The sequence below is a fragment of the Tsukamurella sp. DT100 genome (assembly GCF_049844855.1).
Taxonomy (GTDB): Bacteria; Actinomycetota; Actinomycetes; order Mycobacteriales; family Mycobacteriaceae; genus Tsukamurella.
Window position 1 is genome coordinate 46,487 of sequence record NZ_JBNCLV010000001.1, and the last position, 25,472, is coordinate 71,958.

19 protein-coding genes and 1 pseudogene are annotated in these 25,472 nt (G+C 72.7%); 8 read left to right on the forward strand and 12 right to left on the reverse strand.

Translation table 11 applies throughout. The features are described from left to right. Positions 1–6: 6 nt before the first annotated feature. The gene (locus tag ACLQ3K_RS00250) at positions 7–663 is read left to right on the forward strand and encodes an MBL fold metallo-hydrolase (RefSeq protein ID WP_425996127.1); all 657 of its coding nucleotides are present in this window, start codon (positions 7–9) and stop codon (positions 661–663) included. A 4-nt stretch (positions 664–667) separates the two neighbouring features. On the opposite strand, the gene ACLQ3K_RS00255 is transcribed toward ACLQ3K_RS00250, so the two are convergent. Together ACLQ3K_RS00255 and ACLQ3K_RS00260 are read right to left on the reverse strand one after the other, a co-directional pair. Next, positions 668–1,711, reverse strand: a complete 1,044-nt coding sequence (locus ACLQ3K_RS00255) for a DNA polymerase IV (RefSeq protein WP_425996129.1) — start codon at positions 1,709–1,711, stop codon at positions 668–670. Between the two features lie 51 nt (positions 1,712–1,762). Further along, positions 1,763–2,943, reverse strand: a pseudogene (locus ACLQ3K_RS00260) (epoxide hydrolase family protein). A gap of 101 nt (positions 2,944–3,044) precedes the next feature. Between ACLQ3K_RS00260 and ACLQ3K_RS00265 the strand changes: the two are divergent. Then, complete coding sequence (locus tag ACLQ3K_RS00265; RefSeq protein ID WP_425996131.1) at positions 3,045–3,635, forward strand: CGNR zinc finger domain-containing protein; 591 nt, start codon at positions 3,045–3,047, stop codon at positions 3,633–3,635. Here the strand turns inward: ACLQ3K_RS00265 and ACLQ3K_RS00270 are convergent. Next, on the reverse strand, positions 3,602–4,687 hold the full coding sequence (locus ACLQ3K_RS00270; protein WP_425996133.1) for a hypothetical protein: 1,086 nt from the start codon (positions 4,685–4,687) through the stop codon (positions 3,602–3,604). The genes ACLQ3K_RS00265 and ACLQ3K_RS00270 overlap by 34 nt on opposite strands. 18 nt (positions 4,688–4,705) lie before the next feature. Continuing rightward, a complete protein-coding gene (locus ACLQ3K_RS00275) occupies positions 4,706–7,597 on the reverse strand; it encodes a hypothetical protein (RefSeq protein ID WP_425996135.1) in 2,892 nt (963 codons plus the stop codon). A 197-nt stretch (positions 7,598–7,794) separates the two neighbouring features. On the opposite strand from ACLQ3K_RS00275, the gene ACLQ3K_RS00280 reads away from it, so the two are divergent. Both ACLQ3K_RS00280 and ACLQ3K_RS00285 read left to right on the forward strand, forming a co-directional pair. Then, complete coding sequence (locus ACLQ3K_RS00280) at positions 7,795–8,955, forward strand: FAD-dependent monooxygenase (RefSeq protein ID WP_425996137.1); 1,161 nt, start codon at positions 7,795–7,797, stop codon at positions 8,953–8,955. Positions 8,956–9,118: 163 nt separating this feature from the next. Next, on the forward strand, positions 9,119–11,359 hold the full coding sequence (locus tag ACLQ3K_RS00285) for a HelD family protein (protein ID WP_425997095.1): 2,241 nt from the start codon (positions 9,119–9,121) through the stop codon (positions 11,357–11,359). Positions 11,360–11,371: 12 nt separating this feature from the next. Here the strand turns inward: ACLQ3K_RS00285 and ACLQ3K_RS00290 are convergent, their stop codons facing one another. From ACLQ3K_RS00290 to ACLQ3K_RS00300, 3 genes are all read right to left on the reverse strand, one after another. After that, positions 11,372–11,815, reverse strand: a complete 444-nt coding sequence (locus ACLQ3K_RS00290) for a universal stress protein (protein ID WP_224647414.1) — start codon at positions 11,813–11,815, stop codon at positions 11,372–11,374. 163 nt (positions 11,816–11,978) lie between these two features. Further along, on the reverse strand, positions 11,979–14,141 hold the full coding sequence (gene uvrB, locus ACLQ3K_RS00295) for an excinuclease ABC subunit UvrB (protein ID WP_336671732.1): 2,163 nt from the start codon (positions 14,139–14,141) through the stop codon (positions 11,979–11,981). Positions 14,142–14,196: 55 nt separating this feature from the next. Continuing rightward, positions 14,197–15,228: an SAM-dependent methyltransferase gene (locus ACLQ3K_RS00300; protein WP_336671733.1), complete on the reverse strand. Its 1,032-nt coding sequence runs from the start codon at positions 15,226–15,228 to the stop codon at positions 14,197–14,199. Positions 15,229–15,677: 449 nt separating this feature from the next. On the opposite strand from ACLQ3K_RS00300, the gene ACLQ3K_RS00305 reads away from it, so the two are divergent. Continuing rightward, the gene (locus ACLQ3K_RS00305) at positions 15,678–16,136 is read left to right on the forward strand and encodes a DUF402 domain-containing protein (RefSeq protein ID WP_224647509.1); all 459 of its coding nucleotides are present in this window, start codon (positions 15,678–15,680) and stop codon (positions 16,134–16,136) included. 3 nt (positions 16,137–16,139) lie between these two features. Here the strand turns inward: ACLQ3K_RS00305 and ACLQ3K_RS00310 are convergent, their stop codons facing one another. Beyond that, on the reverse strand, positions 16,140–16,898 hold the full coding sequence (locus ACLQ3K_RS00310) for a TetR/AcrR family transcriptional regulator (protein WP_425996140.1): 759 nt from the start codon (positions 16,896–16,898) through the stop codon (positions 16,140–16,142). Between the two features lie 215 nt (positions 16,899–17,113). On the opposite strand from ACLQ3K_RS00310, the gene ACLQ3K_RS00315 reads away from it, so the two are divergent. Together ACLQ3K_RS00315 and ACLQ3K_RS00320 are read left to right on the forward strand one after the other, a co-directional pair. Further along, positions 17,114–18,679, forward strand: a complete 1,566-nt coding sequence (locus ACLQ3K_RS00315) for a DEAD/DEAH box helicase (protein ID WP_425996142.1) — start codon at positions 17,114–17,116, stop codon at positions 18,677–18,679. Position 18,680: 1 nt separating this feature from the next. Next, positions 18,681–19,232: an SWIM zinc finger family protein gene (locus ACLQ3K_RS00320; RefSeq protein WP_425996144.1), complete on the forward strand. Its 552-nt coding sequence runs from the start codon at positions 18,681–18,683 to the stop codon at positions 19,230–19,232. Here ACLQ3K_RS00320 and coaE read toward each other — a convergent pair. Together coaE and ACLQ3K_RS00330 are read right to left on the reverse strand one after the other, a co-directional pair. Beyond that, complete coding sequence (coaE, locus tag ACLQ3K_RS00325) at positions 19,217–20,098, reverse strand: dephospho-CoA kinase (protein WP_425996146.1); 882 nt, start codon at positions 20,096–20,098, stop codon at positions 19,217–19,219. The two genes, ACLQ3K_RS00320 and coaE, sit on opposite strands and share 16 nt — an antisense overlap. A gap of 9 nt (positions 20,099–20,107) precedes the next feature. After that, complete coding sequence (locus ACLQ3K_RS00330) at positions 20,108–21,370, reverse strand: hypothetical protein (RefSeq protein WP_425996148.1); 1,263 nt, start codon at positions 21,368–21,370, stop codon at positions 20,108–20,110. A 93-nt stretch (positions 21,371–21,463) separates the two neighbouring features. On the opposite strand from ACLQ3K_RS00330, the gene ACLQ3K_RS00335 reads away from it, so the two are divergent. After that, positions 21,464–22,879 carry an FGGY family carbohydrate kinase gene (locus ACLQ3K_RS00335; RefSeq protein ID WP_425996150.1) on the forward strand — a complete coding sequence of 472 codons (1,416 nt, stop codon included), beginning with the start codon at positions 21,464–21,466 and terminating at the stop codon, positions 22,877–22,879. 11 nt (positions 22,880–22,890) lie between these two features. Here ACLQ3K_RS00335 and ACLQ3K_RS00340 read toward each other — a convergent pair whose 3' ends face one another. Together ACLQ3K_RS00340 and ACLQ3K_RS00345 are read right to left on the reverse strand one after the other, a co-directional pair. Beyond that, positions 22,891–24,375 (reverse strand): mannitol dehydrogenase family protein, encoded by a 1,485-nt coding sequence (locus ACLQ3K_RS00340; RefSeq protein WP_425996152.1) that lies wholly within the window; start codon positions 24,373–24,375, stop codon positions 22,891–22,893. Beyond that, the gene (locus ACLQ3K_RS00345) at positions 24,375–25,412 is read right to left on the reverse strand and encodes an NAD(P)-dependent alcohol dehydrogenase (protein WP_425996154.1); all 1,038 of its coding nucleotides are present in this window, start codon (positions 25,410–25,412) and stop codon (positions 24,375–24,377) included. Before ACLQ3K_RS00345 ends, ACLQ3K_RS00340 begins: the two co-directional genes overlap by 1 nt. Positions 25,413–25,472: the final 60 nt, after the last annotated feature.

Consider the following 25,472-nt stretch of genomic DNA (forward strand, 5'->3'; position numbering starts at 1 on the left):
TCGTCAATGCTAGGCAACCGCACTGACAAGTTTTCGCCGCGAGGTAGCGTCGGGGCCGTGACCACCACGATCAAGCAGATTTCCGTCGGCGGTATGGACAACAACGTGTACCTGGTGAGTGATTCCGCCGGGCGCACGCTCCTCATCGACGCCGCCAACGAGGCCGAGCGGATCCTCGAGGTCGCGCGGGAGACCGGCGGCGTCGAGCTCATCGTCACCACCCACCGCCACCTGGACCATTGGTACGCACTGGCCGACGTCCGCTCGGGACTCGGCGTGCCCGCGGCGGCCGGCGTCAACGACGCCGAGGGCATCGACGCGCCCACCGACCGCACGCTCTCCGACGGCGAAGTGCTCACCGTGGGCGACCTCACGTTCGACGTCATCGAGCTCGTCGGCCACACCCCCGGCTCGATCGCGCTCGCCCTGCGTCCGGAGTTCGACGGCGCGCCCGTCCACCTGTTCACCGGCGACAGCCTGTTCCCGGGCGGCGTCGGCAAGACCGGCTCGCCCGAGGACTTCGACCGCCTCTACGCCGACGTGACCACCAAGCTCTTCGACCGCTTCGACGACGACACCGTCGTGCACCCCGGCCACGGCAAGGGCACGACGATCGGGGCCGAGCGCCCGCATCTCGCCGAATGGCGCGAGCGCGGCTGGTAGCCGATCAGGGGTAGCCGCCCTCCGGCGGCACCATCTCGCCACGCACGCCCAGCAGCCGCACCGGGCGATCGTCGTCGAGGGCTCGGTACAGCGCCTCGGCGGTGTCGGCGATGCGCGCCGGGTCGTACGTCGGCTCGGGCAGCTTGCGCACGCGGTTGACGGTGAAGAAGGGCGCGAACCTCACCTTCACGTGCACGCGCATGCAGGGGCGGGCCTCCGCTCGCAGGTCCGCCACGACTGCGCCCGCCAGCTCGTCCAGCGCGCCGCGGACCTGCTCGGGTGTCACGAGATCCTCCTGAAAGGTCCGCTCGTGCCCGTGGGCGCGGGCGACCCACGGCGTCTCGTCCACCCGGTCGGGCCCCGCACCACGCCCCAACCCCAGCAGATAGGGGCCGGTGCGCGGCCCGAACTCTGCGGCCAAGGCTGCCTCGTCGGCGGCGGCCAGGTCCGCGACCGTGCCGATGCCCAAGCCCGCCAGCCGCTGGGACAACCGCGATCCGATCCCCCACAGCTCGCGCGTGGGCCGCTCGCCCATCACCGCGAGCCAGTTCTCCTTGGTGAGCCGGAAGACGCCGCGCGGCTTGCCGAGGTCGGTGGCGTTCTTCGCACGCACGGTGGTGTCGCCGATCCCGATCGAGCAGTGCAGGCCGGTCGCGCCGAGCACCGCGCGCTGGATGGCGGCGGCCGCCGCGGCCGGGTCCTCCGTGTCCAGCCCGACGAAGGCCTCGTCCCATCCCAGGACCTGCACGGACGCGTCGGGGAGGGCCCGTAGCGTGCGCACCACCTCGGCGGACACCTGTTCGTAGACCGGGAAGTCCACGGGGAGGAAGACGGCGTCGGGACATCGCTTGGCCGCGGTGCGCAGCGGCATGCCGGACCGGACGCCGAACGCGCGGGCCTCGTACGACGCCGTAGACACCACGGCCCGTTCGGTCGGGTCGCCGCGTCCGCCGACGACCACGGGGAGGCCCACCAGCTCGGGGCGGCGCTGCATCTCGATCGCGGCCAGGAACTGGTCCATGTCGACGTGCAGCACCCACCGTGTCATGCGTCCAGTGTGCAGCGCGGCCGCGGTGAACCGCCCCGAGATCCCCCGACGTCACGCCACGCGATCACCGTGCGCCGCGAGCACTGCGGCGAGCCCCTCCCGCAGGTCCCGAACGTACAGATCGGGCACCTCGAGGGAAGGGAAGTGCCCTCCGCGATCCGGTGACCGCCATCGACGATGCGCCGGTAGCGCTGCTCCGACCACGGGCGCGGGTACTTCTCGATGTCGCGGGGATAGATCGTGATCGCCGCCGGTACGTCGACGCGGAGCGCCGGATCGAGCGCCGCGTGGCTCTCGGCGTAGATGCGCGCGGCGGAGGCGCCGGAGCGGGTGAGCCAGTACAGGGTGACGTCGTCGAGCACCCGGTCGCGCGAGATCGTCTCGAACGGGCTGTCCTCGGTGTCGGACCATTCGGCGAACTTGTCGAGGATCCACGCGAGGAGCCCCACCGGGGAGTCGACGAGCGAGTATCCGATGGTCTGCGGGCGCGTGGCCTGCTGTTTCGCGTAGCCGGCGCGATTCGACCAGAAGTCCGCGGTCTCCGCGGCCCACGCGCGCTCCACCGGCGTGAGGCCGTCGGTGGTCAGGCCGGGCGGGCCCTCCGCGAAGGTGGTGTGGATGCCGAGGACGTGGTCCGGGAAGCGGCCCGCGAGCACCGTCGTGATGTTCCCGCCCCAGTCCCCGCCGTGCGCCAGGAACCGCGGGTACCCGAGCCGGCCCATGAGCTCGACCCATGCGGCCGCGATCCGCTCGGTCCCCCACCCGGGCGCCGAGGGCTTGTCGCTGAAGCCGAACCCCGGAAGCGACGGGATCACGACGTGGAACGCGGGCGCCCCGTCGTCGACGGGGTCGGTCAGTGCGGCCACGACGTCGACGAACTCCGCGACGCTGCCCGGCCAGCCGTGGGTCAGGATCAGCGGTGTCGCGTCCGGCCGCGCGGACCGCCGGTGCAGGAAGTGGATTCCGAGGCCGTCGACGATCGTGCGGAACTGACCGATGCAGCGGAGGCGGTCCTCGAAGGACCGCCAGTCGTACTCGGTGCGCCAGTAGTCGACGAGGTCCACGAGGTCGGCGAGCGGGACCCCCTGAGCCCACCGGCCGCGCCCCGGCGGTGCGCCGCGGACGGTCTCCGGCTCCGGGAGCCGCGCCGCGGCGAGTCGGGCGCGGAGGTCGCCGAGCTCGGCCTCGTCGGCGCGCGTGTCGAAGGATTCGATTCCGTCGGAGCGGGGCATGACAGACCTCCTGACCGTTGCCCGACCCGGCTTCCTTCTGAACCGGCTATGCCGGTTCTATCACGGCCGGCCCCCGAGTGACAACCGGCTATGCTGGTTCCATGGGACTGTTCCCCGACTTCCGCCTCGGCAGCGAGCTCGCCACCGGCTTCACCGCGACGCTCACGGAACGCTGCGGCGATCCGGTCGAGCGGATCCCCACGCCGCAGCGCCTCGCTGACTGGCTCACCGTCGTCGGGCTCGCCGTCTTCGCGTGCACGGACGACGACCTCGCCCGCGCCGTCGAGCTGCGCGAGGCGATCCACCGCGCCGCGACCGCCGCCGCCCGCGACGAGCCCCTCCCGCCGCGCGCAGTCCGCGTCCTCAACGACTGCAGCGCGCGGGGCCGGGCCGCGCTGGTCCTGACCCCGCAGCGGCAGGGACGATGGGACCTCACCGCGGGTGACGAGACCACGGACGCCCTCGGGGTGATCGCCCGCGACGCGATCACGCTCCTCGCCGGCGAGCGGCCCGGTCGCTGGGCGCTGTGCGCCTCGCCGACCTGCCGGGCGGCGTTCTTCGACACCAGCCGCAGTCGTAGCCGCCGCTGGTGCGAGATGAACACCTGCGGCAACAAGGAGAAGAAGGCGCGCTTCAGCGCCGCGCACGATTCGCACGCTCAGGGGGCCGGACACGCGAGCCCCGGCCGGTAGACGGCGTACCGCCGGCCCTCGGGGTCGAGGGCGAAGCCGAGGTAGTTCTTGTAGAAGGTGAAGTGCGCGGTGAACCCCCGGTGGACGTTCATCAGCTTGTCCCCGCCGACGTCGTACTCCGAGTACGTCCCCAGCGGCGCGGCGTGCACCGCCGCCTGGGACGCGTCCGCGAGCGCCGCGGCGTAGGACGCCTGGTTGGCGCGGCAGAAGGCGTGCTTGAGGAACTTGAAGGCGATCGACACCGTCGAGCTGCGGGGCCGGAACGGCGTGAACCCGGCGACCCCGGTGAGGAGTTGGTTGAGCAGGTCCACGTCCTCGTCCACCACCGCGTCGAGCCTGAGCACCACATCGCCGCCGAGCCCGGATCCGGTGTAGCCCTTGGCCTGCTCGACGGCCCACAAGGTGTGGTGCACCACCTTCGGGAAGGCGCAGCCCCACAACCACGACACCCCGTCCGCGGCGAAGGCCTTGCGGAACAGGTCGAGCTGCGTCGCCTCCATCGTCGGGGGCTGGAAGTCCAGCCGGGGCCGGGCGTCCCTGTCGTCCGGGTCCCGCATCGTGCCCGTCAGCGGCACCGTCATCGTCGACGGTGCGCCGAACAGGTTCGGGATGGTCAGCTCGATGGTGCGGTCGTCGTCGCTGTTGACCAGGATCGGGCCGCCCATCCAACCGTGGCTGAAGCTGCTCAGCTCGGTCAGCGTGCCGGGAGCGGCGGCACCGATGTCCTGCACCCGTCGGTACACCTCGGGCATGCCCATCACGGTCCACTGCCCGGGCTTGAACCGCGTGTGCCCGCCGACCGTCGTGTAGCTCGCGCGGCCCACCGGGGTGAAGGGCTTCGCGCTGGTGACGGCCTCCGTGCGCTTGCCGCCGGGGAACGTGATGTCGCGGACCTCGATCTCCCCCGCCCGCACGTCCATCGTCACGAAGCGCAGGTCGGCCCGCGCGGTGTTGCGGCGCTCGAGGAGGCGGCGACGGTTGTCCGCCAGTTGGCGGAAGTCGACGCCCTTGAACTCGTAGTCGACCCCCGCGACCAACACGACCTGTTTCATCTCGGCGCTCCCGCCCGCTCAGTCGACCGGCTGCCAGTCCTCGCCGACCTTCGTCCACGACGGCAGGTCGTCGTTCGGACGGAGCTTGGCGAGGGTCGTCGGGAGGTGCACGAGCCACGGCTCGCCCTGGGGCACCTCGTTGCCGGGCGCGCCGGTGGCCTCCTGGATCTCCTTGATGATCGGGACGTACAGCGGATCGGTGACGTCGGGCGCCGGTCCGCCGCTCCAGATCTCGCCGGTCTCCAGGTAGTGGAGCACCGCCGCCTCGAAACCGGGGCGGACGGGGAAGACCACGCGCGCGGCGCCGGCCCGGAGGAAGTCCGCGAAGAGCGGATCGACGTCGTCGAGCAGCATGCGGTGCGACCAGCCGGGCTTCCAGCCCCAGAAGTACGGGTAGAAGAAGTACACGAGGTGCTCCCACTCGAAGGCCTGCTCGAAGAACCGCACGTACGGCATCTGCGCGGCGGCCCGCGCGAGGTGCGGCTGGGGATAGCCCTCGGCGGAGAGGCTCAGCGCGCCGAACGCGTCGAAGTGCTGCGCGGTGATCATGGTCAGGCACTGCTTGCGCAGTTCCGTGGTCGTGATGCGCTGGTTCCACCCGGGGTTGCGGCCGGAGATGACCACGCCGGCCTTGGCCGCCGCCTCCGCGAGCGCGGACTCGTACGCCTGCACCTTCGCGAGATAGCCCTGGGTGATGGCCGCGTGGGCCTTGAGCTGCCACGCCTTGTAGGCGCGCGGCGTCCGCTCGCAGAAGATCTCGACGGTGGCGGCCAGGTTCCGCATGCCGTGGCCGAAGTAGGCGACCGAGACCGAGCCGACCTCGCCCGCCATGTCGACGTAGCCGACGCCGTTGATGGCGTCGACCCAGTTGCTGCCGATCATGACGTGCCACGCCGCCGAGTTCGGGTAGTACCAGAAGCCGCACTGGAACAGCGCGTACTTGGCGACGTAGCCGTCGTCGATGGCCAGGTCCTGGGACTTGGAGCTCTCGTACGGCGACTGGTTGACCACGGCGTCGAAGGCCTTGGCCACGGTGCGGATCGGCGGGGGCGGCGCCTCCAGGCCGGTCACGTCGTACCGGTGCGCCCATGTCGTGTAGTTGGCCTCGGTGATCTGGTCCGCGGTGAGGGTGAACGGGACGGGCTTGCTGAGCTGCTCCCCCTCCGCGGGGTTCGCGTTCTGCGCGGTGATGAAAGCGGTCCCCGGCTCCGGCACCGTCACGTCGAACAACAGGCGCTTGCCGTAGTTGTAGACCTGGGCCTGCATCACCTTGTCGACCCACTGGTACACACCGCTGACGTTGCCGCCGCCGGTCGTGTTGTCGAAGCCGTGGCTGTACTTCTCCTCGAACTCGTTGATCGTCGTCGTGGAACGGCGCTCGAGCACCCGCTCGATCACCTTGCTCACCGACCGGGCGACGACGTCCTTGCTGAACTCGGACGCCTGCTTGGCGGACTCCTCGCTGGAACTCTTGGTGCTGTAGTCGGCGTTGGCCTTGACCTCGACGAACGGGCCGTACTTCGCGTCGACGGAGACCCCGGCCTTGAACTCTGTGTCCTGCTTGAGCGTCTGGCTGGTCTCACGCTTGAGGGAGAACCGGTCCGTCGACTGCACGTCGCGCTCGTCCTCCCGGGTGGTCTCCGACTCGGTGAGGATCGTCGTCTCGGTGCGGTCCAGGCGGCGCGTCTCGCGGTTGAGGCGCTCCGTCTTGAGGACGTTCTCGATGTGGCCGACCTCGCCGCCCTCGTACCGCAGGACGTGCTGGCGGACCAGGAGCAGGTCGCCGATGCCGACGGGCCGGATGGAGCCGTGCCCGGTCGGCATCGCGGTGGCGGGCGCCCCGACGTAGTCGGACGACGCCGCGGTCCCGAGGAGCGACGATCCGATCGCGACGATCGTCTTCGACGCCGTGGTCATGCGGACGTCCGCGGCGGTCAGCAGCTCGGTGCGGGCCTCGTGCAGCCTGCTCATCACCGCCGGCAGCGCGTCCGTGGCGAGGTCCAGGTCCAGGCTCGCGATCGTCGCGCGGGCGGCGGACGAGATCCGCCCGACGGTGGTCTCCGACAGCTGCCACGGGGACCGCAGCTCCGCGGACCGTGGGGACGGTCGGTTGACCTGCTCCCGTGTGGGCTCTCTGCCCTCGCGGGTCTCGGGCCGCGCGGCACGCGCCTCGCGGACGTCACCCGTCGCGGGGGCGTCATCGGGTACCTCGCGCTCGACGAGGAAGTCGCCCGCACGCAGGCGCCCCAACTCGGCCAGCGCCGCGTCCAGGCGCTGGACCTCCGCGGTCGCCGGGTCGGGTTCGGTCACCGACGGCGCGGTGGGCGCAGGGGGGCTGGCGGGTGCGGCGGGCCCCGTCGTCGCGGCGTGCGGTCGGTCGACCGGGGTCGCCGGTTCGCGCTCGCCGGGGTCAGTGTGATTCCGTTCGCCCCAGGCCGGCATCGCCAAGGGCCGCAGCGCCACCGGGTCCGCGCCGTCGGCCAGCGCGCGGAGGGCGTCGTAGCCGCGGGCGGCGGTGGCGAGGGCCCGCGCATCGGTCCCCGAGGAGTCCGAGACGAGCTTCGTCGCGACCAGGACGTCGGCGAGACGGCCCTCGTCGCGGGCGAAGGCGTCGTCGGCGACGATCTCGGACACCGGGGTTCCGGTGATCGCCTCGACGACGGCGCGGACGGCTTCCGCCGGCCGCGGGCCGCGGGCCAGCTCGGCGGCGACGGCGAGGGCGGCGCCCGCGTGGGCGAGGTCGTCGGTGCGACGCAGCGCATCGTCTCGGCGCAGGAGTTGGACGGCCCGGCGGCGCGCGACGCCGGCGCCGCGCGCGGTGTCGAGGGACGGCGGCGCCAAGGTCTTGATCTCCGTGGCATCCGGGGCATCGGCGGGACGCAGCAGTACGAAGCGGAACAGATCGTCCACGATCGGCCCCTTTCTCAGAGGGTGGGAGGGTCCGAGTCACGCTACGGTCGGCGCCGGCGCACCACACGAGTAGCGGAGTACCCGAATCCCCCACCGGCGTACTCGAATCGGTGCGCGCCGAACGCGGTTCCACGTCGCTCCCGCACGCGCACCACTACGATCGACACGTTGTTTCCGCGAACGACCGAGGAGCCCCCATGGCCGCACCCAGGGTGTTGATCGCCGGCGCGAGCATCGCCGGACCCGCTCTCGCGCACTGGCTCGCGCACTACGGCGCGGAGGTCACCGTCGTCGAACGGGCTCCGGGTCTCCGGCCGGGCGGGCAGGCGGTGGACGCGCGCGGGGTGGCGCGGGAGGTGATCCGCCGGATGGGGCTCGACGGGACCGTCCGCGCAGCGCGCACGGAGACCGCGGGGGCGCACCTCGTGGACGAGGACGGCACCGTCCTCCAGACCTTCGGCGCGGAGGACGACGGCGGCGACGGATTCATCGCCGACATCGAGATCCTCCGCGGCGACCTGTCCGAGGTACTGCACGACGCCACCCGCGACCGGGTGGAGTACCTGTTCGGCGACCGGATCGCGACGCTCACCCAGGATCCGGACGGGGTCGACGTCACCTTCGCGGGCGGCTCCGAGCGCCGATTCGACCTGGTCATCGGTGCCGACGGCCTGCACTCCTCGCTCCGCGCGCTCGCCTTCGGGCCGCACGAGCGCTACCTGCGCCACCTCGGGCACGCGATGGCCTTCTACACCGTGCCCAACGAGTTCGGGCTGGACCGCTGGCTGCTCGACTGCGTGGTCCCGGGGCGGTCGGCGGGCCTGCGCCCGATCCGCGACGCCGCGCTCGGGATGGCCCTGTTCTCGTTCGCCGCCACCGAGGCCGAGCTCGCGGTCCGCGACGCCGACGCCCAGAAGGCGTTGCTCCGCGACAAGATGGCCGGCCTCGGGTGGCTCACCCCGCGGATCCTCGCCCATGCCGACGCCGCCGACGACTTCTACCTCGACGCCGTCGCGCAGGTCGTGATGGACGCCTGGTCGACGGGGCGCGTGGCGCTCCTGGGCGATGCGGCGTTCTGCTCGTCACCGATGTCCGGGCAGGGCACCAGCCTCGCACTGGTGGGCGCCTACGTGCTCGCCGGCGAGCTCGCCGCCGCGGACTGGCGGCCGGAGCCGGCGTTCGCCTCGTACGAGCGCCTGCTGCGGCCGATGGTCGAGGCCAACCAACAGGTCGGACAGTGGAACGCTGCCAGCCGCACCGTCCCCGCCCCCGGCGAGCCACCCGCCACCTCGCCCGAGGACTGGGACATGGCCGTCATCGAGCGCGCGATCAACGGCATCGACCTGCCCGACTACTGACCGTGGCCGGGTGGCGGCGGCGCCGAGCCCGCGGATCGTGGACAATGGACGGTCTGATTCATCGCCGCCGCACACGAGGAGTCCCGTGACCACCGACGCCGTCGATCCCCTGCTCGCCGAGGAGCAGGCCCACCTCGATCGCGTGTACGCCCGGATCGACGCCATGCGCACCACCGCGAACCGGCGCCGGGCCGACAACCTGCAGGAGGTGGGCGAGAACCCGCAGGAGATCTCCGAGCGGGACTCGTACCACCAGCTCTACACCGACGACATCGCGAAGTACGACGCCGCCGAGCAGAACCTCTACTTCGGCCGCCTCGACATGACCGACGGAGACGCGGGCTCGCCCGACGCGGTGCGCCGCATCGGCCGGATCGGCGTCCTCGACGACGACGAGGACCTGAGCACCCTCCTGCTGGACTGGCGCGCGCCGCTCGCCCGCCCGTTCTACCTCGCCACGCCCGCGCAGCCGGAGGGCGTCGCGGTGCGCCGGCACGTCCGCACCCGCGGCCGCGACCTCACGGGCGTGGTCGCCGAGCGCCTCACCCTCACCGGTGAGGGGTTCGACGGTGCCGAGGCCGGGCAGGGCCTGGGCTCCAACGTCGCCGGGGAGTCCGCGCTGGTGGATGCCCTGAACCGGGCCCGCACCGGGCACATGGCCGACATCGTGGAGACGATCCAGCGCGAGCAGGACGCGATCATCCGGTCGGAGCACCGCGGCGTCCTCGTGGTGCAGGGCGGCCCCGGCACCGGCAAGACCGCCGTGGCCCTGCACCGCGCCGCGTACCTCCTGTACACGTACCGGCAGAACCTCTCCCGCACGGGCGTGCTCATCGTGGGCCCCAACGAGACCTTCCTCAACTACATCAGCCAGGTGCTCCCCAGCCTCGGCGAGACCGGCGTCCTCCTGAGCACGATCGGCGACCTGTTCCCCGGCGTCATCGCCACGCTGGAGGACACCGCGGCGGCCGCGCGGCTCAAGGGCTCGACCGCCATGGTCGAGGTCGTCAAGCAGGCGGTCCGGGGCTGGCAGACGGTGCCGGACGAGCCGATCGTGCTGAAGTTCGACGGCTACCCCCTGACGATCGACAAGAAGCTCGCCACCCGCGCCCGGGGCCGCGCCCGCTCCTCGCGGCGAGCGCACAACACGGCCCGCGCGATCTTCCGGCAGTCCGCGCTCGACGCCCTGGCCGCGCAGCACGCGGCGACGATCGGCTCGTCGGTGGTGGACAACACGATGCTGCTCTCCCGCACCGACATCTCCGACATCCGCGATGAGCTGGCGCAGGACCGCGAGGTGCTCGGCGCGCTCGATCAGCTGTGGCCGGCGCTGACGCCGCAGCGGGTGCTGACCGAGCTCCTGCGCGACGAGGACCGGCTGGCCGAGGCCGCGCCCGACCTCACCGATGCGGAGCGCGCCGAGTTGCGCCGGGACGCGGTCACGGGCGCGGACGGCAAACCCGCCTTCTCCCCCGCCGACGCGCCGCTGCTCGACGAGATCGCCGAGCTGCTGGGCGACGACGACCCGGACGCGGACGAGGCGGAGCGCCAGTGGCGGCAGCGCCTCGAGGAGGCGCAGGAGGCGCTCGACATCCTGACCGGTTCCGCGCCACAGGATCTGGACGACGAGTTCGACGCCGAGATCCTCATGGCCTACGACCTGATCGACGCGGAGCAACTCGCGCAGCGACAGACGGTGCGCGAGTTCAACTCCACCGCCGACCGCGCCCGCGACGACCGCACGTGGACGTTCGGGCACGTCATCGTCGATGAGGCGCAGGAGCTCTCGGCGATGGCCTGGCGAATGCTGATGCGGCGCAGCCCCAACCGGTGGATGACGCTCGTGGGCGACACCGCGCAGACCGGTGACGCCGCCGGGATGACCAGCTGGGGCGAGGCCCTGGACCCGTACGTCCCCGGGCGGTTCACGGTGGCCGAGCTGACGGTGAACTACCGCACGCCCGAGGAGATCATGGATCTCGCGGCCGACGTGCTGGCCGAGATCGATCCCGCGCTATCGCCGCCGGCATCGGTGCGGGCGGGCGCGGAGCCCCCGCGCCTGGTGCGGGTCGACCGGGACCGGCCGCTCGTCGAGGCCGTGCGCGCGGAGCTGCCGCGCGACGAGGACCGCCTGACGGCGGTGCTGGCACCGTCGGGCCTGGTGGCCCCGCTGCGGCGCCTGACGGCCCCGAACGTGCGCGTGATGAGCGTCCGCGATGCGAAGGGGCTGGAGTTCGACCACGTGATCGTGGTGGAGCCGGGCCTGATCGTGGGCGAGCCCGCCGAGGTCGAGTTCGACCGGGGGCTGCGGGATCTGTACGTGGCCCTGACGCGAGCGACCCAGACGTTGACCGTGGTCACGTCCGGGTCGCTGCCGCGCGCGCTGCGCGCTCTGGAGGCCTGACGGCCTCCGGTACTACGTGGTGTGGACGATCAGGATGTCCACGGAGGTCTTGCGGGCCGCGTCGGAGGGCACCGAGCCCAGCAGCCGGCCGGTGAGGGAGTTCATGCCCTTGTTGCCCACGACCAGCAGGGCCGGCTCGGGCAGCGACTTGACCAGGTCCAGCAGCGCGTCGACCGGCTGGCCCTTGATGGCCCGCTTCTCGACGTTCTTCGCGCCGGCGGCGACCGCGCGGCCCTCGGCGGTGCGGAGCATGTCGTTGACGGGGTTCGCACCCTGCAGCTGGTACGCGTCGGCGCCCAGGATGTCGGAGGCGGCCGGATCGGCGCCCTCGCTCGGCAGGAAGGCGCAGGCGATCACCAGCTTGCCGTCGCCGGTCAGCGCAGCGGCGCGCTCCACGGCGCGCAGCGACGACTCCGAGCCGTCGGTGCCGACGACGATCGTGCTGTAGCCACTCATCGAGTCTCCTCTTTCTCTACGTTTCTCCAGCGGAGGTCTGCCATGGGAACGCCCTAGCATTACTTCTCCGACACAATAGCCTCATCGTCCCCGGGAACAGGCCGTTTGCGGCGGGGAACACACCGGATCAACCGATGTCACCCGATTCGCAGGCCTTCGCAGGTCATTGCAAACCGGCGGCGTCCATGCCGCGAAGCTCCTTCTTCAGGTCGGCGATCTCGTCCCGGATCCGGCCCGCGAGCTCGAACTGCAGCTCCCGCGCCGCATTCATCATCTGGTCCGTGAGTTCGGAGATCAGGTCCGCGAGCTCGGCGCGCGGCATCGATTTCACGTCCTCGCCCTCGTACATCCCGGCGCTCACCGCCGACGCCGACCGCAGCTCCCCCTGGGCCCGGCGGCCCCGGGAGGCGTTGCGGCCGGAGCCGCCGATGGCCTGCTCCGTGTCGTCCGCCTCCGTGTACACCTGGTCGAGGATGTCGGCGATCTTCTTGCGCAAGGGCTTCGGATCGACGCCCATCTTCGTGTTGTAGGCGATCTGCTTCTCGCGGCGACGGTCCGTCTCCTCGATCGCCACCCGCATCGACTCGGTCACCTTGTCGGCGTACATGTGCACCTCGCCGGAGACGTTGCGGGCCGCGCGGCCGATCGTCTGGATGAGGGAGGTGGTCGACCGGAGGAAGCCCTCCTTGTCGGCGTCCAGGATGGCCACGAGTGAGACCTCCGGCAGGTCGAGGCCCTCGCGGAGCAGGTTGATGCCGACCAGCACGTCGTACTCGCCGAGCCGCAGCTGCCGGAGCAGCTCCACGCGGCGCAGGGTGTCGATGTCGCTGTGCAGGTACCGGACCCGGATGCCCGCCTCGAGCAGGTAGTCGGTGAGGTCCTCCGCCATCTTCTTGGTGAGGGTGGTGACGAGGACGCGCTCGTCGCGCTCCGTGCGGTCGCGGATCTCGTGGATCAGGTCGTCGATCTGCCCCTTGGTCGGCTTGATCACGACCTGCGGGTCCACCAGCCCGGTGGGGCGGATCACCTGCTCGACGAACTCGCCGCCGGTCTGCCCCAGCTCGTACTGGCCGGGGGTGGCCGAGAGGTACACCGTCTGCCCGATGCGCCCCGCGAACTCCTCCCAGGTGAGCGGGCGGTTGTCGACCGCCGACGGGAGCCGGAAGCCGAAGTCCACGAGGTTGCGCTTGCGCGAGGCGTCGCCCTCGAACATCGCGCCGATCTGCGGGACGGTCACGTGCGACTCGTCGATCACCAGGAGGAAGTCCTCCGGGAAGTAGTCGATGAGGGTGGCGGGCGCCGAGCCCGCGGCGCGCCCGTCGATGTGGCGGCTGTAGTTCTCGATGCCGGAGCAGAAGCCGACCTGCCGCATCATCTCCAGGTCGTACTGCGTGCGCATCCGCAGCCGCTGGGCCTCGAGCAGCTTCCCCTGCCGCTCGAACTCCGCCAGCCGCTCCTCCAGCTCGGCCTCGATCCCCTCGATGGCGCGGGCCATCCGCTCGGGCCCCGCGACGTAGTGCGTGGCGGGGAAGATCCGCAGATCCTCGACCTGGCGCACGATGTCGCCGGTGAGCGGGTGCAGGTAGTACAGGGCCTCGATCTCGTCGCCGAAGAACTCGATCCGGATGGCGAGCTCCTCGTAGGACGGGATGATCTCGACGGTGTCGCCGCGGACCCGGAACGAGCCGCGGGTGAAGGCCATGTCGTTGCGGGTGTACTGCACGTCGACGAGCAGCCGCAGCAGGGCGTCCCGGTCGACCTCCATACCCACCTCGAGCTGCACCGAACGGTCGAGGTAGCTCTGCGGGGTGCCGAGGCCGTAGATGCACGAGACGGACGCGACCACCACGACGTCCCGCCGCGACAGCAGCGACGAGGTCGCCGAATGCCGCAGCCGCTCCACGTCGTCGTTGATCGACGAGTCCTTCTCGATGTACGTATCGGACTGCGCGATGTACGCCTCGGGCTGGTAGTAGTCGTAGTACGAGACGAAGTACTCGACCGCGTTGTGCGGCAGCATCGCCCGCAGCTCGTTGGCGAGCTGCGCGGCCAGCGTCTTGTTCGGGGCCATGATGAGCGTGGGCCGCTGCACCTTCTCGATCAGCCAGGCCGTGGTGGCCGACTTGCCGGTACCGGTGGCGCCGAGGAGCACCACGTCCCGCTCGCCGGAGCGCAGCCTGCGCTCGAGGTCGGCGATGGCGGTGGGCTGATCGCCCGCCGGCTCGTACTCGCTGACCACCGTGAACTCCGCAGGGGCCCGCTCGATCTCCCCGATGGGCCGGTGCTCGGAGTGCGCCACCACCGGTTGTTCTGCCGCGAATGCCATGGGACCAGCCTAGGCCGACCCACCGACAAGTTTTCCGCGAGCGGACCGGCGGGGCTCAGTCCCTGCGCGCCACGATCACGTCCCGCGTGATCGCCCGGTCCACTCGGTGCCGCAGGTCGTCGTACCCCGGCCCGTCGAGCACCGTCAGGCCGGCGGACTCCAGGACCTCCGCGACCCGCGCCCGGGGCGCGACCCGGGTGTTCCACGCGAGCCCCATCGCGCCGCCTGTGCGGAGCCGCGTGGCCCAGCCGGGGAGGGCGGCGTTCAGCAGGTCGAGGGGGTCGCGCACCAGGCCCCGCGGGCCGCGGCTGCCGTGCTGCACCCCGTAGGGCAGGTCGCCGACCACCACGTCGACGGTGCCGGGCTTGATCAGCTGGGAGGTGAGCAGGGTGTCGGCGGCGTAGCAGGTGAGGGTCTGCTTCTCCCCTGCCAGGTAGTCGGCCTTCTCGGCGGCGAAGGCGGCCTCGTACTTCTTGGCGATCACCGACTTCTCGCGGCGCACCGGGGTGGTCGCGGCGGCGTGCTTGAACCGGTGGTCCTTGAGCCAGGTGGTGAAGAAGGAGCTGTAGAGCTCGAAGTCCTTGGTGTCCACGTCGATGCCCACCGCGTCGAGGCCGTACATGACGGCCTGGCTCAGCGTGGTGCCGCGCCCGCACACCGGGTCGAGCACGCGCAGCGTCCGGTCGAGCACACCGTCGGGGCGCGCGGTCGACGCCGCGGTGATGTTGAGCACGAGCCGCGTGAACTGCTCGTTCGTCTTGCCCTGGTACTTGAGGATCGTCAGCAGGTCGGACGGGTAGCGGTCGGGCGAGGGCACCGTCACGGGCCGCAGCAGGTCGCCGTCGGCCTCGAAGAGCGCGTAGAACGCGGAGGTGAGGCCGAGGAAGGCCAGGTCGCGCTCGGTCAGCGGATCGGCCTCGAAGGCGAGGTACTCGACGCCCGCGACCGTCGCGGTCTCGACAGGGCCGACCCGCCCCGCGAGGGCGGCGCGGCTGAGCACCGTCAGCTCGGCGCGCACCATCGACGCGGCGGCCTCCGCGTAGACGCGGTTGGCGGCGGGGGCGGGGAGGAGCAGGTACTGGGGCACGGCAGAGATCGTACGTGGGGTGTCCGGACCGAACGCCCCACGTGGTCCAGGTGACGCTGCCCCCCGGGAATCCTGACGAAGCGTCGTATCGTGGACGAATGGACGCGGACGTGACTTTCGAGCTCACCGTCGACGGGGCGGCGGCGATCGGCGCGGTGGGCGGCGGCTGGCTGGACCTGACGGTGCTCGACGCGGCGGAGGACGCCGTGCCCGCCCTGCTCGGAGCGGCCCGCGAGCGGGCGTCAGGGCTCGACGGGATCCTCGTCCGCACCCACGACGACGCGCTCGGCGCGCTGCTGCGGCGCCACGGCTTCCGACCCTCCGGCGCGGTCGCCGGCCGACCCCGGGGGCACACCGAGGTCACGCTGGTGCTGCGCCTCGCCGCCGATGCCGCGGTCGACGACGGCGCCGTGCACCCGCCCAAGCGCGAGGTCTTCGATCCGCCGGCGATGACCAACACCGACCCCAAGGGCTTCGTCCGCGAGGTCGAGGAGTTCCGGGAGACGCCCTTCGGGCTGTACGTCTTCCGGGGCGCGGACCACCCGAAGTTCGACGCGGTCGAGTCGTGGCTGCTCCCCGCGTTCGACCTGCGCGCGACGATCTTCCACTTCACGCCGGGCCACGAGCGCGATCAGCGCGTGTACCTCGACGTCGCCCGGATCCACCGGGACGGGAACGTCTGGCACACCGAGGACTGGTACCTCGACCTCGTCGAGCACCCGGGCAGGCCGATCGAGCTGATCGACGTCGACGAGCTGCTCGCCGCCTCCGCGGCGGACCTGCTCAGCGCTGCGGACGCCGAGCGGGCACTGCACGCGGCCGTCCGCGCCGTCACCGGCACGGCGACGCACGGACACAGCGTGGACGCCTGGCTGGCCGCGGAGGGCGCGCCGATCACCTGGCGCTGACCGCTACCCGTCCCGCAGACCGGGGATCCGCGATTCCAGGCCGTCGAGCAGCACCTGCAGGCCCAGCTCGAAGCCGGCGTCGGGATCGCCGGGCGCGCTGTAGTACTCGCCGACGACGGTGCCGACGCGGCCCGCGATCGGGTACTTCCCGGGCGGCATGAGCGCGGCGAGCTCCGGCCCGACGACCTCCCACCACTGCGCGTCGGTCATCGGCCGCGACGCGGCGCCGCGCGCCCCGGAACTGCGGGCGGCGCCCGCGGCGAAGCTCTCCAACAGCACGATCAGCCAGTCCCGCTCGAGGTCGCCGATCGGCAGGTCCTCGAGGAGCGCGAGCTGCGCCTCGTACTGCCCGATCCTCCCCGGCCCGAGCACGTCCCGCCACGAGGGCGCGTCGAGCAGCCACGTGTGCGCGAGGTACTCGTCGCGGCGCGCGCGGACGGCCGCGACCAGGGAGGCGCGCAGCGTGGCGAGCCGCTCTGCCGGCGGCTGCGCGAGCGCGACCGCGTCGACCATGAGCGCGACCAGCACGTCGCGGGTCGGCACGTAGGTGTACACGCTCATCGGCCCGACGCCGAGGCGCGCGGCGAGCGCCCGCATGGTCACCGCCGCGAGGCCCTCCGCATCGGCGAGTTCGATCGCGGACGCGACCACCTCGTCGACGGTGAGCCGCTGCTTGGGTCCCTTGCGCCCCGGCGCCGGATCCCCGGCCTCGGCGCGCCACAGCAGGCGGACCAGCGCGCGGCCCTCGTCCTCGGGATTCATCGACATTTTTCTCCGTACTGTGTACACTGTTCGAGTACTCCGTACAACGTACCCTATTCGACTCCCGCGAAGGACGCGCCCTGAGCCTCGAAGCCACGTACCTCCCCGACCTCCACCAGTTCGCCCTCTGGTCGTCTCACGACCTCGACGACCCCGCCCGCGCCACGGTTCTCCCGCTCGTCGTTCCGGTCGACGGTGCACTCGCCGTCGCGGACGTGCGCTGCGACGTCGTCGACGTCACGGCCCTGCCCGGCGCCGCGCGGCCGTCCGCCTCGCTCACCGCCTGGTCCGATCGGGCCCGGGGCGAGGAGGCGCCGCTGCCGATCGCCGCCCACGCCGAGCCGGATCCGACGGGGACCGCCGTCACCTCCGCCGCCTACGCGACCACCGCCTTCGCCGACACCGTCGCGACGGCCGCGTCCCTCGACGGCACCCTGGACGCGAACCCGCGGCCGTACCAGGCGGCCGGCGTGGCCTGGCTGCTCCGCACCCTGCACGATCACGGCGGGGCGTTGCTCGCCGACGAGATGGGCCTCGGCAAGACGCTGCAGGCGATCGCCGCCCTCACCCGGCTCGGCCCGGGCCCGCACCTCGTCGTGTGCCCCACCAGCCTCGCCACCAACTGGCGACGCGAGATCGCCCGGTTCGCGCCGGCCCTCCAGGACGAGGTCACCGTCGTCTCCTACGCCCGGCTCCGCCTCTCGGCGGCGGAGCTCGGCCGGACCCGGTGGACCGCCGTCGTCTTCGACGAGGCGCACGCGCTGAAGAACCCGCGGACCCAGGTCTCCCGCGCCGCGCGCGAGCTCGACGCGGACTTCCGCATCGCTCTCACCGGCACGCCGATCGAGAACTCGCTCGACGACCTCTGGGCGATCCTGCGCGTGGTCGCGCCGCGGATGTTCCCGGTGAAGGCGGTCTTCCGCCGCCGATTCACCCGGGCCGTCGAGTCCGGGGACGACGGTGCGCTGCGCCGCCTGCGCGCGGCCGTCGCGCCGGTGATGCTGGCCCGCACCAAGGACCGGGCGGCCGGGGCGCTGCCGCCGAAGATCGACAACCCGGTGCTGTGCGACCTCACCGACGAGCAGGCCCGCCGCTACGACGCCTGCCTCGCCCGGGCCGCGGACGACGGCTTCGGCAGCGGGCTGGAGCGGCACGGCCGGCTGCTCGCGGTGCTCACCGCACTCAAGCAGATCTGCAACCACCCGGGCCTGGCCGACGGTGCCGCGCCCTCCTGGGAGCCGGGCAGGTCCGGCAAGCTCGACGTGGCGATGGAGATCCTCGAGGCGAACGTCGCCGCGCACCGGCCGACCCTCGTGTTCACCCAGTACCGGGACACGGGCGAGTTGCTCGCCGCGGCGGCCTCGTCGCTCCTAGGCCGCGCGGTCCCGTTCTTCCACGGCGGGATGCCGGTCGCCGAGCGGTCCGCGATCGCCGACGCCTTCCAAGCGGGCACCGGCCCGGAGGTCCTGGTCATGAGCCTCAAGGCGGGCGGCACCGGCCTCACCCTCACCCGCGCGAGTGAGGTGCTGCATTACGACCGCTGGTGGAACCCGGCGGTCGAGACGCAGGCCACGGACCGCGCCCACCGCATCGGGCAGAGCCGTCCGGTCACGGTGACCACCCTGACGACGGCGACCACGATCGAGGAGCACATCGACGAGATGCACCGCCGCAAGGCACTTCTCGGCGTGCACGCCGACGACGGATCGATCGTGACCGAACTCGCTTCGCTCGACGACGAGCGCCTGATGGACGTCCTGCGCCGGAACCGGGAGAACTGACATGGCCACCAACCCCTTCGGATTCACCACCTGGGGCGCCGACCTCGTCCGCATCGCCGAGCCGACCACCGCGAGCACCCCGAACACGCACGCCCCGCGGGCCCGGATGCTCGCCCGCAACGGCGGCGTCACGCTGCAGTTCGACGGTGGCCGGGTCACCGCTCTCGTGCACAGCGGCGCGAGCGCGTCCGCGGCGCACCTCGAGTTCGCCGCGATGGCGCCGGCGACCGCGACGGCCCTGCGGGAGGAGCTGGGCTCCCGCACCGAGCCCGACGACGCGATCCACGCGGCGCTGCTCGCCCGCGGGCTACGACCCGCGCCCGTCCTCGACGCCGCCGACTGTTCCTGCAAGGCGCGCAGCACGATGTGCGTGCACGTGCTCGCCGCGGTGTACGCGCTCGCGACGCTCGTCGACCACGAGCCCGTGACCGCGCTGACGATCCAGGCGTACGGCACCTCTGCGCCCGCGGGTGACGACGAGGACGACCGGCCGGCGCCGCGGTGGACGCCGCTCGCCGCGCTGCACGTGCGGGACTACTACGCGGTGCCCTGAGTCGTGACCCGCACCGCCGCCGCGCGGCCCGGATCGGAGCTCGCGAACTCCCCCGGCCCCGTGGGCGCGAAGCCCGCCGCCGCCAGCTTCGCCGCGACCGCGTCGACGGCCACGCCGTCGGCGAGCACGACGAGCGCCTCGGCACCGTCGGCCGTGACCGCGGAGGCGTCGGCACCGAAGGTGACCCAGAGCCGCCCGACGAGCCGCTCGTCGTAGGCCGGGTCGTCCACCCGCGGGGCGCCGGTGGCCGGACGGTGCGCGGCGACGTTCGCGGCGAACGGGGCGATGCGATCCGCCCACAGCGCCCGGACGGCGGCGCGCGTCGCGTCCTCGGTGCCGGTGTTCTCCAGCCAGACGTCGGCGACGGCGCGACGCTGCTCGTCGGTGGCCTGGGCGGCGATGCGGGCGCGGGCGTCGTCCTCGGCCATGCCGCGCGAGCCCACGAGCCGGCGGACCCGCTCCTCGGCGTCGACCCAGACGATGATCACGAGGTGGAACATCGGCGCCACCTTGTTCTCCACGAGGAGCGGGATGTCCTGCACGATCACGGCATCGGGGCCGGCCGCCTCGATCAGCTCCGCGGACCGCGCGCCCACCAGCGGGTGGGTGATCGCGTTGAGCTTGGCGCGGGACTCGTCGTCGGAGAAGGCGATCGCGGCGAGGGCGGGCCGGTCGAGGCTGCCGTCCTCGGCGAGGATGCCCTTCCCGAACGCCTCGGCGAGGGCGGCGAGCCCGGGTGTCCCGGGCTCGACGACCTCGCGGGCGATCTTGTCGCCGTCCACGATCACCGCACCGAGGGCGGCGAGTTCCTTCGCCACCGTCGACTTGCCCGCGCCGATGCCGCCCGTCAGTCCGATCCGCAACATGCCCTCAGACTAGTGAGTGGTGCCGACCCCGGTGACGCCCGACACCTCGTCGGGCGTGTGCTCGAGGGTGCCGCGGCGCAGCTCCTTGCCGGTGGGGACGTCGATCGCGACGATCGACTTGGCCGACGGGTCGGTGACGTAGGCGGTCGATCCCAGGGTGTAGACCGCGGGGCGCGGCTCCTGCCAGTTCGCGTCCTCAGTCCAGGGCGCCGCGGCCTTGACTTCGCGGACGACGGCGCCGGTGTTGGGGTCGAGGACTCGGAGCACGCCGTCGGTGCCGAGCACGAGCGCCTCGCCGAACTGGCCCCGCGCCAGCGAGCGGAAGCTGTAGGAGGCGGGCAGGTCGACGAGCTTCACCGCGCCGGTACGGGTGTCGATGAGGCTGACCCGGGTGGGCCGCTCGGGCTTGGCGGCCTTGTCCACCTTGTAGTCTCCCAGGACGACGGCGTGCGCCTCGGTCGCGGCGACGTTGCCGGTGCGCGCGTAGCCGGGCGTGGGGGCCGCGGTCTTCACGATCTCGTTGCCGCGCACCACCAGCACGCCGTCCTCGCAGCCGAAGAGCACGACGCCGCCCTCGGCGGCGCCCTCGCCGTGCACGCCCGGGCACTGCTCGTTGCGCGCGATCTCCTTCCGGTCCTTGTCGAGGATCGCGACGCCGGTGCGGGTCTTCTCGTCGCCGAGCGTGATGAGCATCGAGCCGTCCGCCCGCTCGACCGCGACGCCGTGGTGCGGCTTCGGGGCGGTGTAGGTCGCGCGGGGCGCGTCGGGGTCGCCCACCTTGTCCGAGGCGATCGACGTGACGGCGCCGGTGCCGTCGGAGAAGAACACGGTGCGGCCGTCGTGGCGGACCACGTGGCCGGGCTCGGGTGCCTGGATCGTGATCTCGGTGCGCCGCGGCGCGGCGGTGTAGAAGTGCTGATGGTCGCCGTGCGGAACGGACCAGGCGCCGAGGTCCAGCAGGCGGAAGCCGTCGCCCTCGGAGAGCACGGCGTGGCGGCCGTCGCCGGCGGGGTTCACCCGGAGGTAGCCCGCGCCGGGGAAGTCCGCGACACGCTCGAACGTGGTGGCGTCGAGGACCTGCACCCCGCCCTCGTAGGTGATGGCGAGCCGCGGCGCCGCGCGGCGCTGTTCGGTCGCGCCGCCGGGCGCGTCGGCATCCGATCCGGAGGCCTTCGCCGACGACGGTGCCGGATCCGGCTGGGCGGAGCCGCATCCGGCGGCCAGGAGGGCGGCGGCGAGGAGGGGCGCGGCGAGGTGCAGGTGCTTGGGCATGAGGACAGGTGTAATCGTTGATGAAAATCATTGTCAAAGATCACCATGGCGATACGTGCATGGACGACGGGGCGGTCTGGGAGGATCGCCACCGTGCCCCTCGTCGCCGGAATCGATTCGTCCACCCAGTCCTGCAAGGTCGTCGTGTGCGATGCGGATTCGGGCGAGGTCGTCCGATCCGGTTCCGCTCCGCACCCGCCGGGCACCGAAGTCGCGCCCGCCGCGTGGCTCGATGCGTTCTCCGCCGCGGCCCGCGCGGCGGGCGGGCTCGACGACGTCGCCGCCGCCTCGGTCGGGGCGCAGCAGCACGGCATGGTGTGCCTGGACCGGGACGGCGCCGTGGTGCGGGACGCCCTGCTGTGGAACGACACCCGATCGGCCGCCGCGGCGGAGCAGCTCGTCGCGGACCTCGACGGCCCGGACCGGTGGGCCGACGCGGTGGGCGTGGTCCCCGTCGCCGCCGTCACCGCCGCGAAGCTCCGCTGGCTCGCCGACGCGGAACCGGCGCACGCGGACGCGACGGCCGCGGTCTGCCTCCCGCACGACTGGCTCACGTGGAGGCTCGGCGGGGGCGGGCTCGACACCCTCGCGACGGACCGCTCGGACGCCTCCGGCACCGGCTACTTCAGCGCGGCGACGGGCGAGTACCGCTCGGACCTCCTCGAACTCGCGCTGCGCGGGCGGCGGCCCGCACTCCCCCGCGTACTCGGCCCCGCGGAGTCGACACCCGTCGTCGCCGACGACGGCCCGCTCCGCCGGGGCACCCCGCTCGGCGCGGGCGCGGGCGACAACGCCGGCGCCGCCCTCGGCCTCGACGCCCGGCCCGGGGACTGCATCGTCTCCCTCGGGACGTCGGGCGTGGTCAGCGCCGTGACGGCGACAGCGCCGCGCGACCCGTCGGGCATCGTCGCCGGGTTCGCCGACGCCACCGGGCACCAGCTGCCGCTGGTCTGCACCCTCAACGGCGCCCCCGTTCTGGCGGCGACCGCGCGGATGCTCGGAGCGGACCTCGAGGAGTTCGCGCGACTCGCGCTGACAGCGCCTCCCGGCGCGGAGGGCCTGGTCCTGGTCCCGTTCTTCGCGGGTGAGCGCTCCCCCAACCTGCCGAACGCCACCGGATCGCTGCAGGGGTTGACCGGCGCCAACCTCACCCGCGAGAACATCGCGCGCGCCGCCGTCGAGGGCCTGCTCTGCTCGCTCCAGTTCTGCCTCGACGCGATCGCCGAGCAGGGCACGGCGGTCGAGCGGATCCTGGTGGTCGGCGGCGGCGGCCGATCGGGCGCGGTGCGCGACATCGCGCCCGCGATCTTCGGTCGCGCCGTCGACTTCCCCGCCGACGGCGAGTACGTCGCCCGCGGGGCCGCCCGGCAAGCGGCGTGGGCGCTCCGGGGCGACGGTTCGGCGCCCACGTGGCAGCGTCCGGTCGCCGAATCGCGCACGGCCGCAGCCACGCCGGAGGTCTACGCGCGCTACCGCGAGGCGGCCGCGCTGGTGCTCGACCGCCGCTAAGTCCGTGGCGCTTAGCGCGCGAGCAGCTCCCGCAGCAGGGCCCGCGCTCCCCCGTCGCGCAATACGGTGAGTGCCGCCAGGTAGGGCTCCATGAATCCGGGGCGGTCGGCGAGATCGCCGAAGAGGTCCGGCGCGGTCACGAAGGCGAGCGGCTCGGTCCTGGACCGGAGGGCCCGCTCCGTGAGGGCGTCCGCCTCGCGGTCGCCCTGCACGATCGGCGCCCCGGCGTCGTCGACACCCTCGCAGCCGCGAGTCCACGCGGCGACGACGGCGGCAGCGAGGGGCGCCGCGCCGCCGGCGTCGAGGCGCGAGACGATCACGGGCACGAGCCATTTCGGGATGCGGTCGGAGGCGTCCTGGCACAGCCGCGCGACGGTGTCGGCGATCGCGGGGTTGGAGAACCGCTCGAGCAGGGTCTCGATGTAGTCGTCGAGGTCGATGCCGGGGACGGGGCGCAGCGTGGGCCGCCCCTCGCCCTGCATGTACCGCCGGAGCAGCTCCCGCACGTCCGGGTCGGCCGCGGCGTCGTGGACGTACGCGTAGCCCAGCAGGCGGGCGAAGTGCCCGAGGGCCTGGTGCCCCGCGTTGAGCAGGCGCAGCTTCATGAGCTCGTAGGGCGCGACGTCGTCGACCACCTGCACGCCGACGTCCTCGAACCGCGGGCGGCCCGCGCCGAAGGCGTCCTCGAGCACCCACTGGGTGTAGGGCTCGGCGACCACGGGCCACCGGTCGTCGACGCCCGCCCGCTCCGCGACCTCGGCGCGCAGCCCGTCGGGGGTCGCGGGCGTGATCCGGTCCACCATCGAATTGGGGAAGCGCACGTGCTCGGCGATCCAGTCCGCGAGGTCCGGATCGGCCAGGCGGGCGAAGGCGGTGAAGGTGCGCTGCGCGACGTGCCCGTTGCCCTCGATGTTGTCGCAGGACATGACCGTGAAGGCCGGGACGCCGCGGTCGCGCCGACGCCGCAGTGCCTCAACGACGTATCCGAAGACGGTGCGGGGCGCCGCGCCGGGCTCCAGGTCGTGCCGGACGTCCGGGTTCCCGGCGTCGAATTCGCCGGTGGTCGCGGAGAAGTTGTAGCCGCCCTCGGTGATGGTGAGGGAGACGATGCGCGTCTCCGGCGCTGCGAGCCGCTCGATCACCGACTCGGGATCGTCTGGGGCGTACAGGTGGTCGACGATCGACCCGACGACCGAGGTCTCGACGGCACCGTCGGGATGTTTGAGGGTGAGCGTGTATAGCCCACCCTGCGGCACGAGGGCGTCGCGCATCGCGGCGTCGGCGGGCCGGAGCCCGACGCCGCAGATGCCCCAGTCCGCCGCGGCGGGGCCGGCCGCGAGCAGCCGGTCGACGTAGACGGCCTGGTGGGCGCGATGGAAGCCGCCGACGCCGAAGTGGACGATGCCGGTCCGCACCGCGGGGCGGTCGTAGGCCGGCACGGAGGCGCCCGTGATCGCGGGCAGGGCGGCCGGGTTCAGGTCGATCGGTGCGGTCATCACAGCTCCTCGGTGTGCGGTTCGGTCCCGGCGCGGCCGGGATGGACGACGGCCTTGATGCTGCCCGGCTCCCGGTCGGCGTTGAGGGCGTCCTCGGCGCGCTCGAGCGGGAAGCGCCCGGTGACCATGCCGTCGAGGTCGACGCGCCCCTCGGCCGCCAGCGCGATGGCCGTGGGCCACGTGTTCGCGTAGCGGAAGACGCCGGTGAGCACGAGCTCCCTGGACTGGATCAGCGAGACGGGCAGCTCGAGATCGTCGGCCCCCATGCCCACCAGCACGATCCGGCCGCCGGGGCGGACGGCGGGGATGCCCGCGCGGATCGCGGGCGGCGCGCCGGACGCGTCGACGAAGGCATCGAAGCCGTCGCCCACCGCGGCCCCGTCCACGCCGGGGTCGACGACGCGCGTGGCGCCGAAGCGCTCCGCGGCCGCGCGCCGCACCGGATCGGGGTCGGTCACCACGATCCGGGTGAGACCGGACGCGCGCGCGACCTGCGCGCAGAGGAGGCCGATCGGACCCGCGCCGGCGATGAGGACAGATCCTCCGAGGCCGACCGCCGCCTTGCGCAGCGCGGCGATCCCCACGGAGAGCGGCTCGAACAGCGCCGCCGCCTCGTCGGACACCGAATCCGGGACGGCGTGCGCGAACGCCGATCCGATGGTCACGTACTCGGCGAGGGCGCCGTCGACCGGCGGCGTGGCGTAGAACCGCATGGCCGGGCAGAGGTTGTACTCGCCGCGGAGGGACTCCGGACTGAGCGGGTCGGGCCGCTGCGGCTCGATGGAGACGCGCTCGCCGACCCTCTCCACGGGCACACCCGCGCCGACCGCCACGATCCGCCCGCACGCCTCGTGCCCGAGCACGATCGGGGCGGTCACCACGAACTCGCCGATGCGGCCGTGGCGCAGGTAGTGGGTGTCGGAGCCGCACACGCCGACGGCCGCGACCTCGACCAGCACGTCGCCGGGGTCGGGCGTCGGGACGGGCCTCGACTCGAGGGTCATCCGACCCCCGGGGTGCAGCACGCTGGCGCGCATTTCCTTCGAAACTGTTGCCTGGGTCACATCACCGATGTTAGCGTAGTGAGCAGAATCACC

What these genes read in the sequence shown, in the direction of transcription:
- ACLQ3K_RS00250 (WP_425996127.1), top strand. Translation starts at nt 7, where the DNA reads ATGCTAGGCAACCGCACTGACAAGTTTTCGCCGCGAGGTAGCGTCGGG.
- ACLQ3K_RS00255 (WP_425996129.1), bottom strand. Translation starts at nt 1,711, where the DNA reads ATGACACGGTGGGTGCTGCACGTCGACATGGACCAGTTCCTGGCCGCG.
- ACLQ3K_RS00265 (WP_425996131.1), top strand. Translation starts at nt 3,045, where the DNA reads ATGGGACTGTTCCCCGACTTCCGCCTCGGCAGCGAGCTCGCCACCGGC.
- ACLQ3K_RS00270 (WP_425996133.1), bottom strand. Translation starts at nt 4,687, where the DNA reads ATGAAACAGGTCGTGTTGGTCGCGGGGGTCGACTACGAGTTCAAGGGC.
- ACLQ3K_RS00280 (WP_425996137.1), top strand. Translation starts at nt 7,795, where the DNA reads ATGGCCGCACCCAGGGTGTTGATCGCCGGCGCGAGCATCGCCGGACCC.
- ACLQ3K_RS00285 (WP_425997095.1), top strand. Translation starts at nt 9,119, where the DNA reads ATGCGCACCACCGCGAACCGGCGCCGGGCCGACAACCTGCAGGAGGTG.
- ACLQ3K_RS00290 (WP_224647414.1), bottom strand. Translation starts at nt 11,815, where the DNA reads ATGAGTGGCTACAGCACGATCGTCGTCGGCACCGACGGCTCGGAGTCG.
- uvrB (WP_336671732.1), bottom strand. Translation starts at nt 14,141, where the DNA reads ATGGCATTCGCGGCAGAACAACCGGTGGTGGCGCACTCCGAGCACCGG.
- ACLQ3K_RS00305 (WP_224647509.1), top strand. Translation starts at nt 15,678, where the DNA reads ATGACCAACACCGACCCCAAGGGCTTCGTCCGCGAGGTCGAGGAGTTC.
- ACLQ3K_RS00310 (WP_425996140.1), bottom strand. Translation starts at nt 16,898, where the DNA reads ATGAATCCCGAGGACGAGGGCCGCGCGCTGGTCCGCCTGCTGTGGCGC.
- ACLQ3K_RS00320 (WP_425996144.1), top strand. Translation starts at nt 18,681, where the DNA reads ATGGCCACCAACCCCTTCGGATTCACCACCTGGGGCGCCGACCTCGTC.
- coaE (WP_425996146.1), bottom strand. Translation starts at nt 20,098, where the DNA reads ATGTTGCGGATCGGACTGACGGGCGGCATCGGCGCGGGCAAGTCGACG.
- ACLQ3K_RS00330 (WP_425996148.1), bottom strand. Translation starts at nt 21,370, where the DNA reads ATGCCCAAGCACCTGCACCTCGCCGCGCCCCTCCTCGCCGCCGCCCTC.
- ACLQ3K_RS00340 (WP_425996152.1), bottom strand. Translation starts at nt 24,375, where the DNA reads ATGACCGCACCGATCGACCTGAACCCGGCCGCCCTGCCCGCGATCACG.
- ACLQ3K_RS00345 (WP_425996154.1), bottom strand. Translation starts at nt 25,412, where the DNA reads ATGCGCGCCAGCGTGCTGCACCCCGGGGGTCGGATGACCCTCGAGTCG.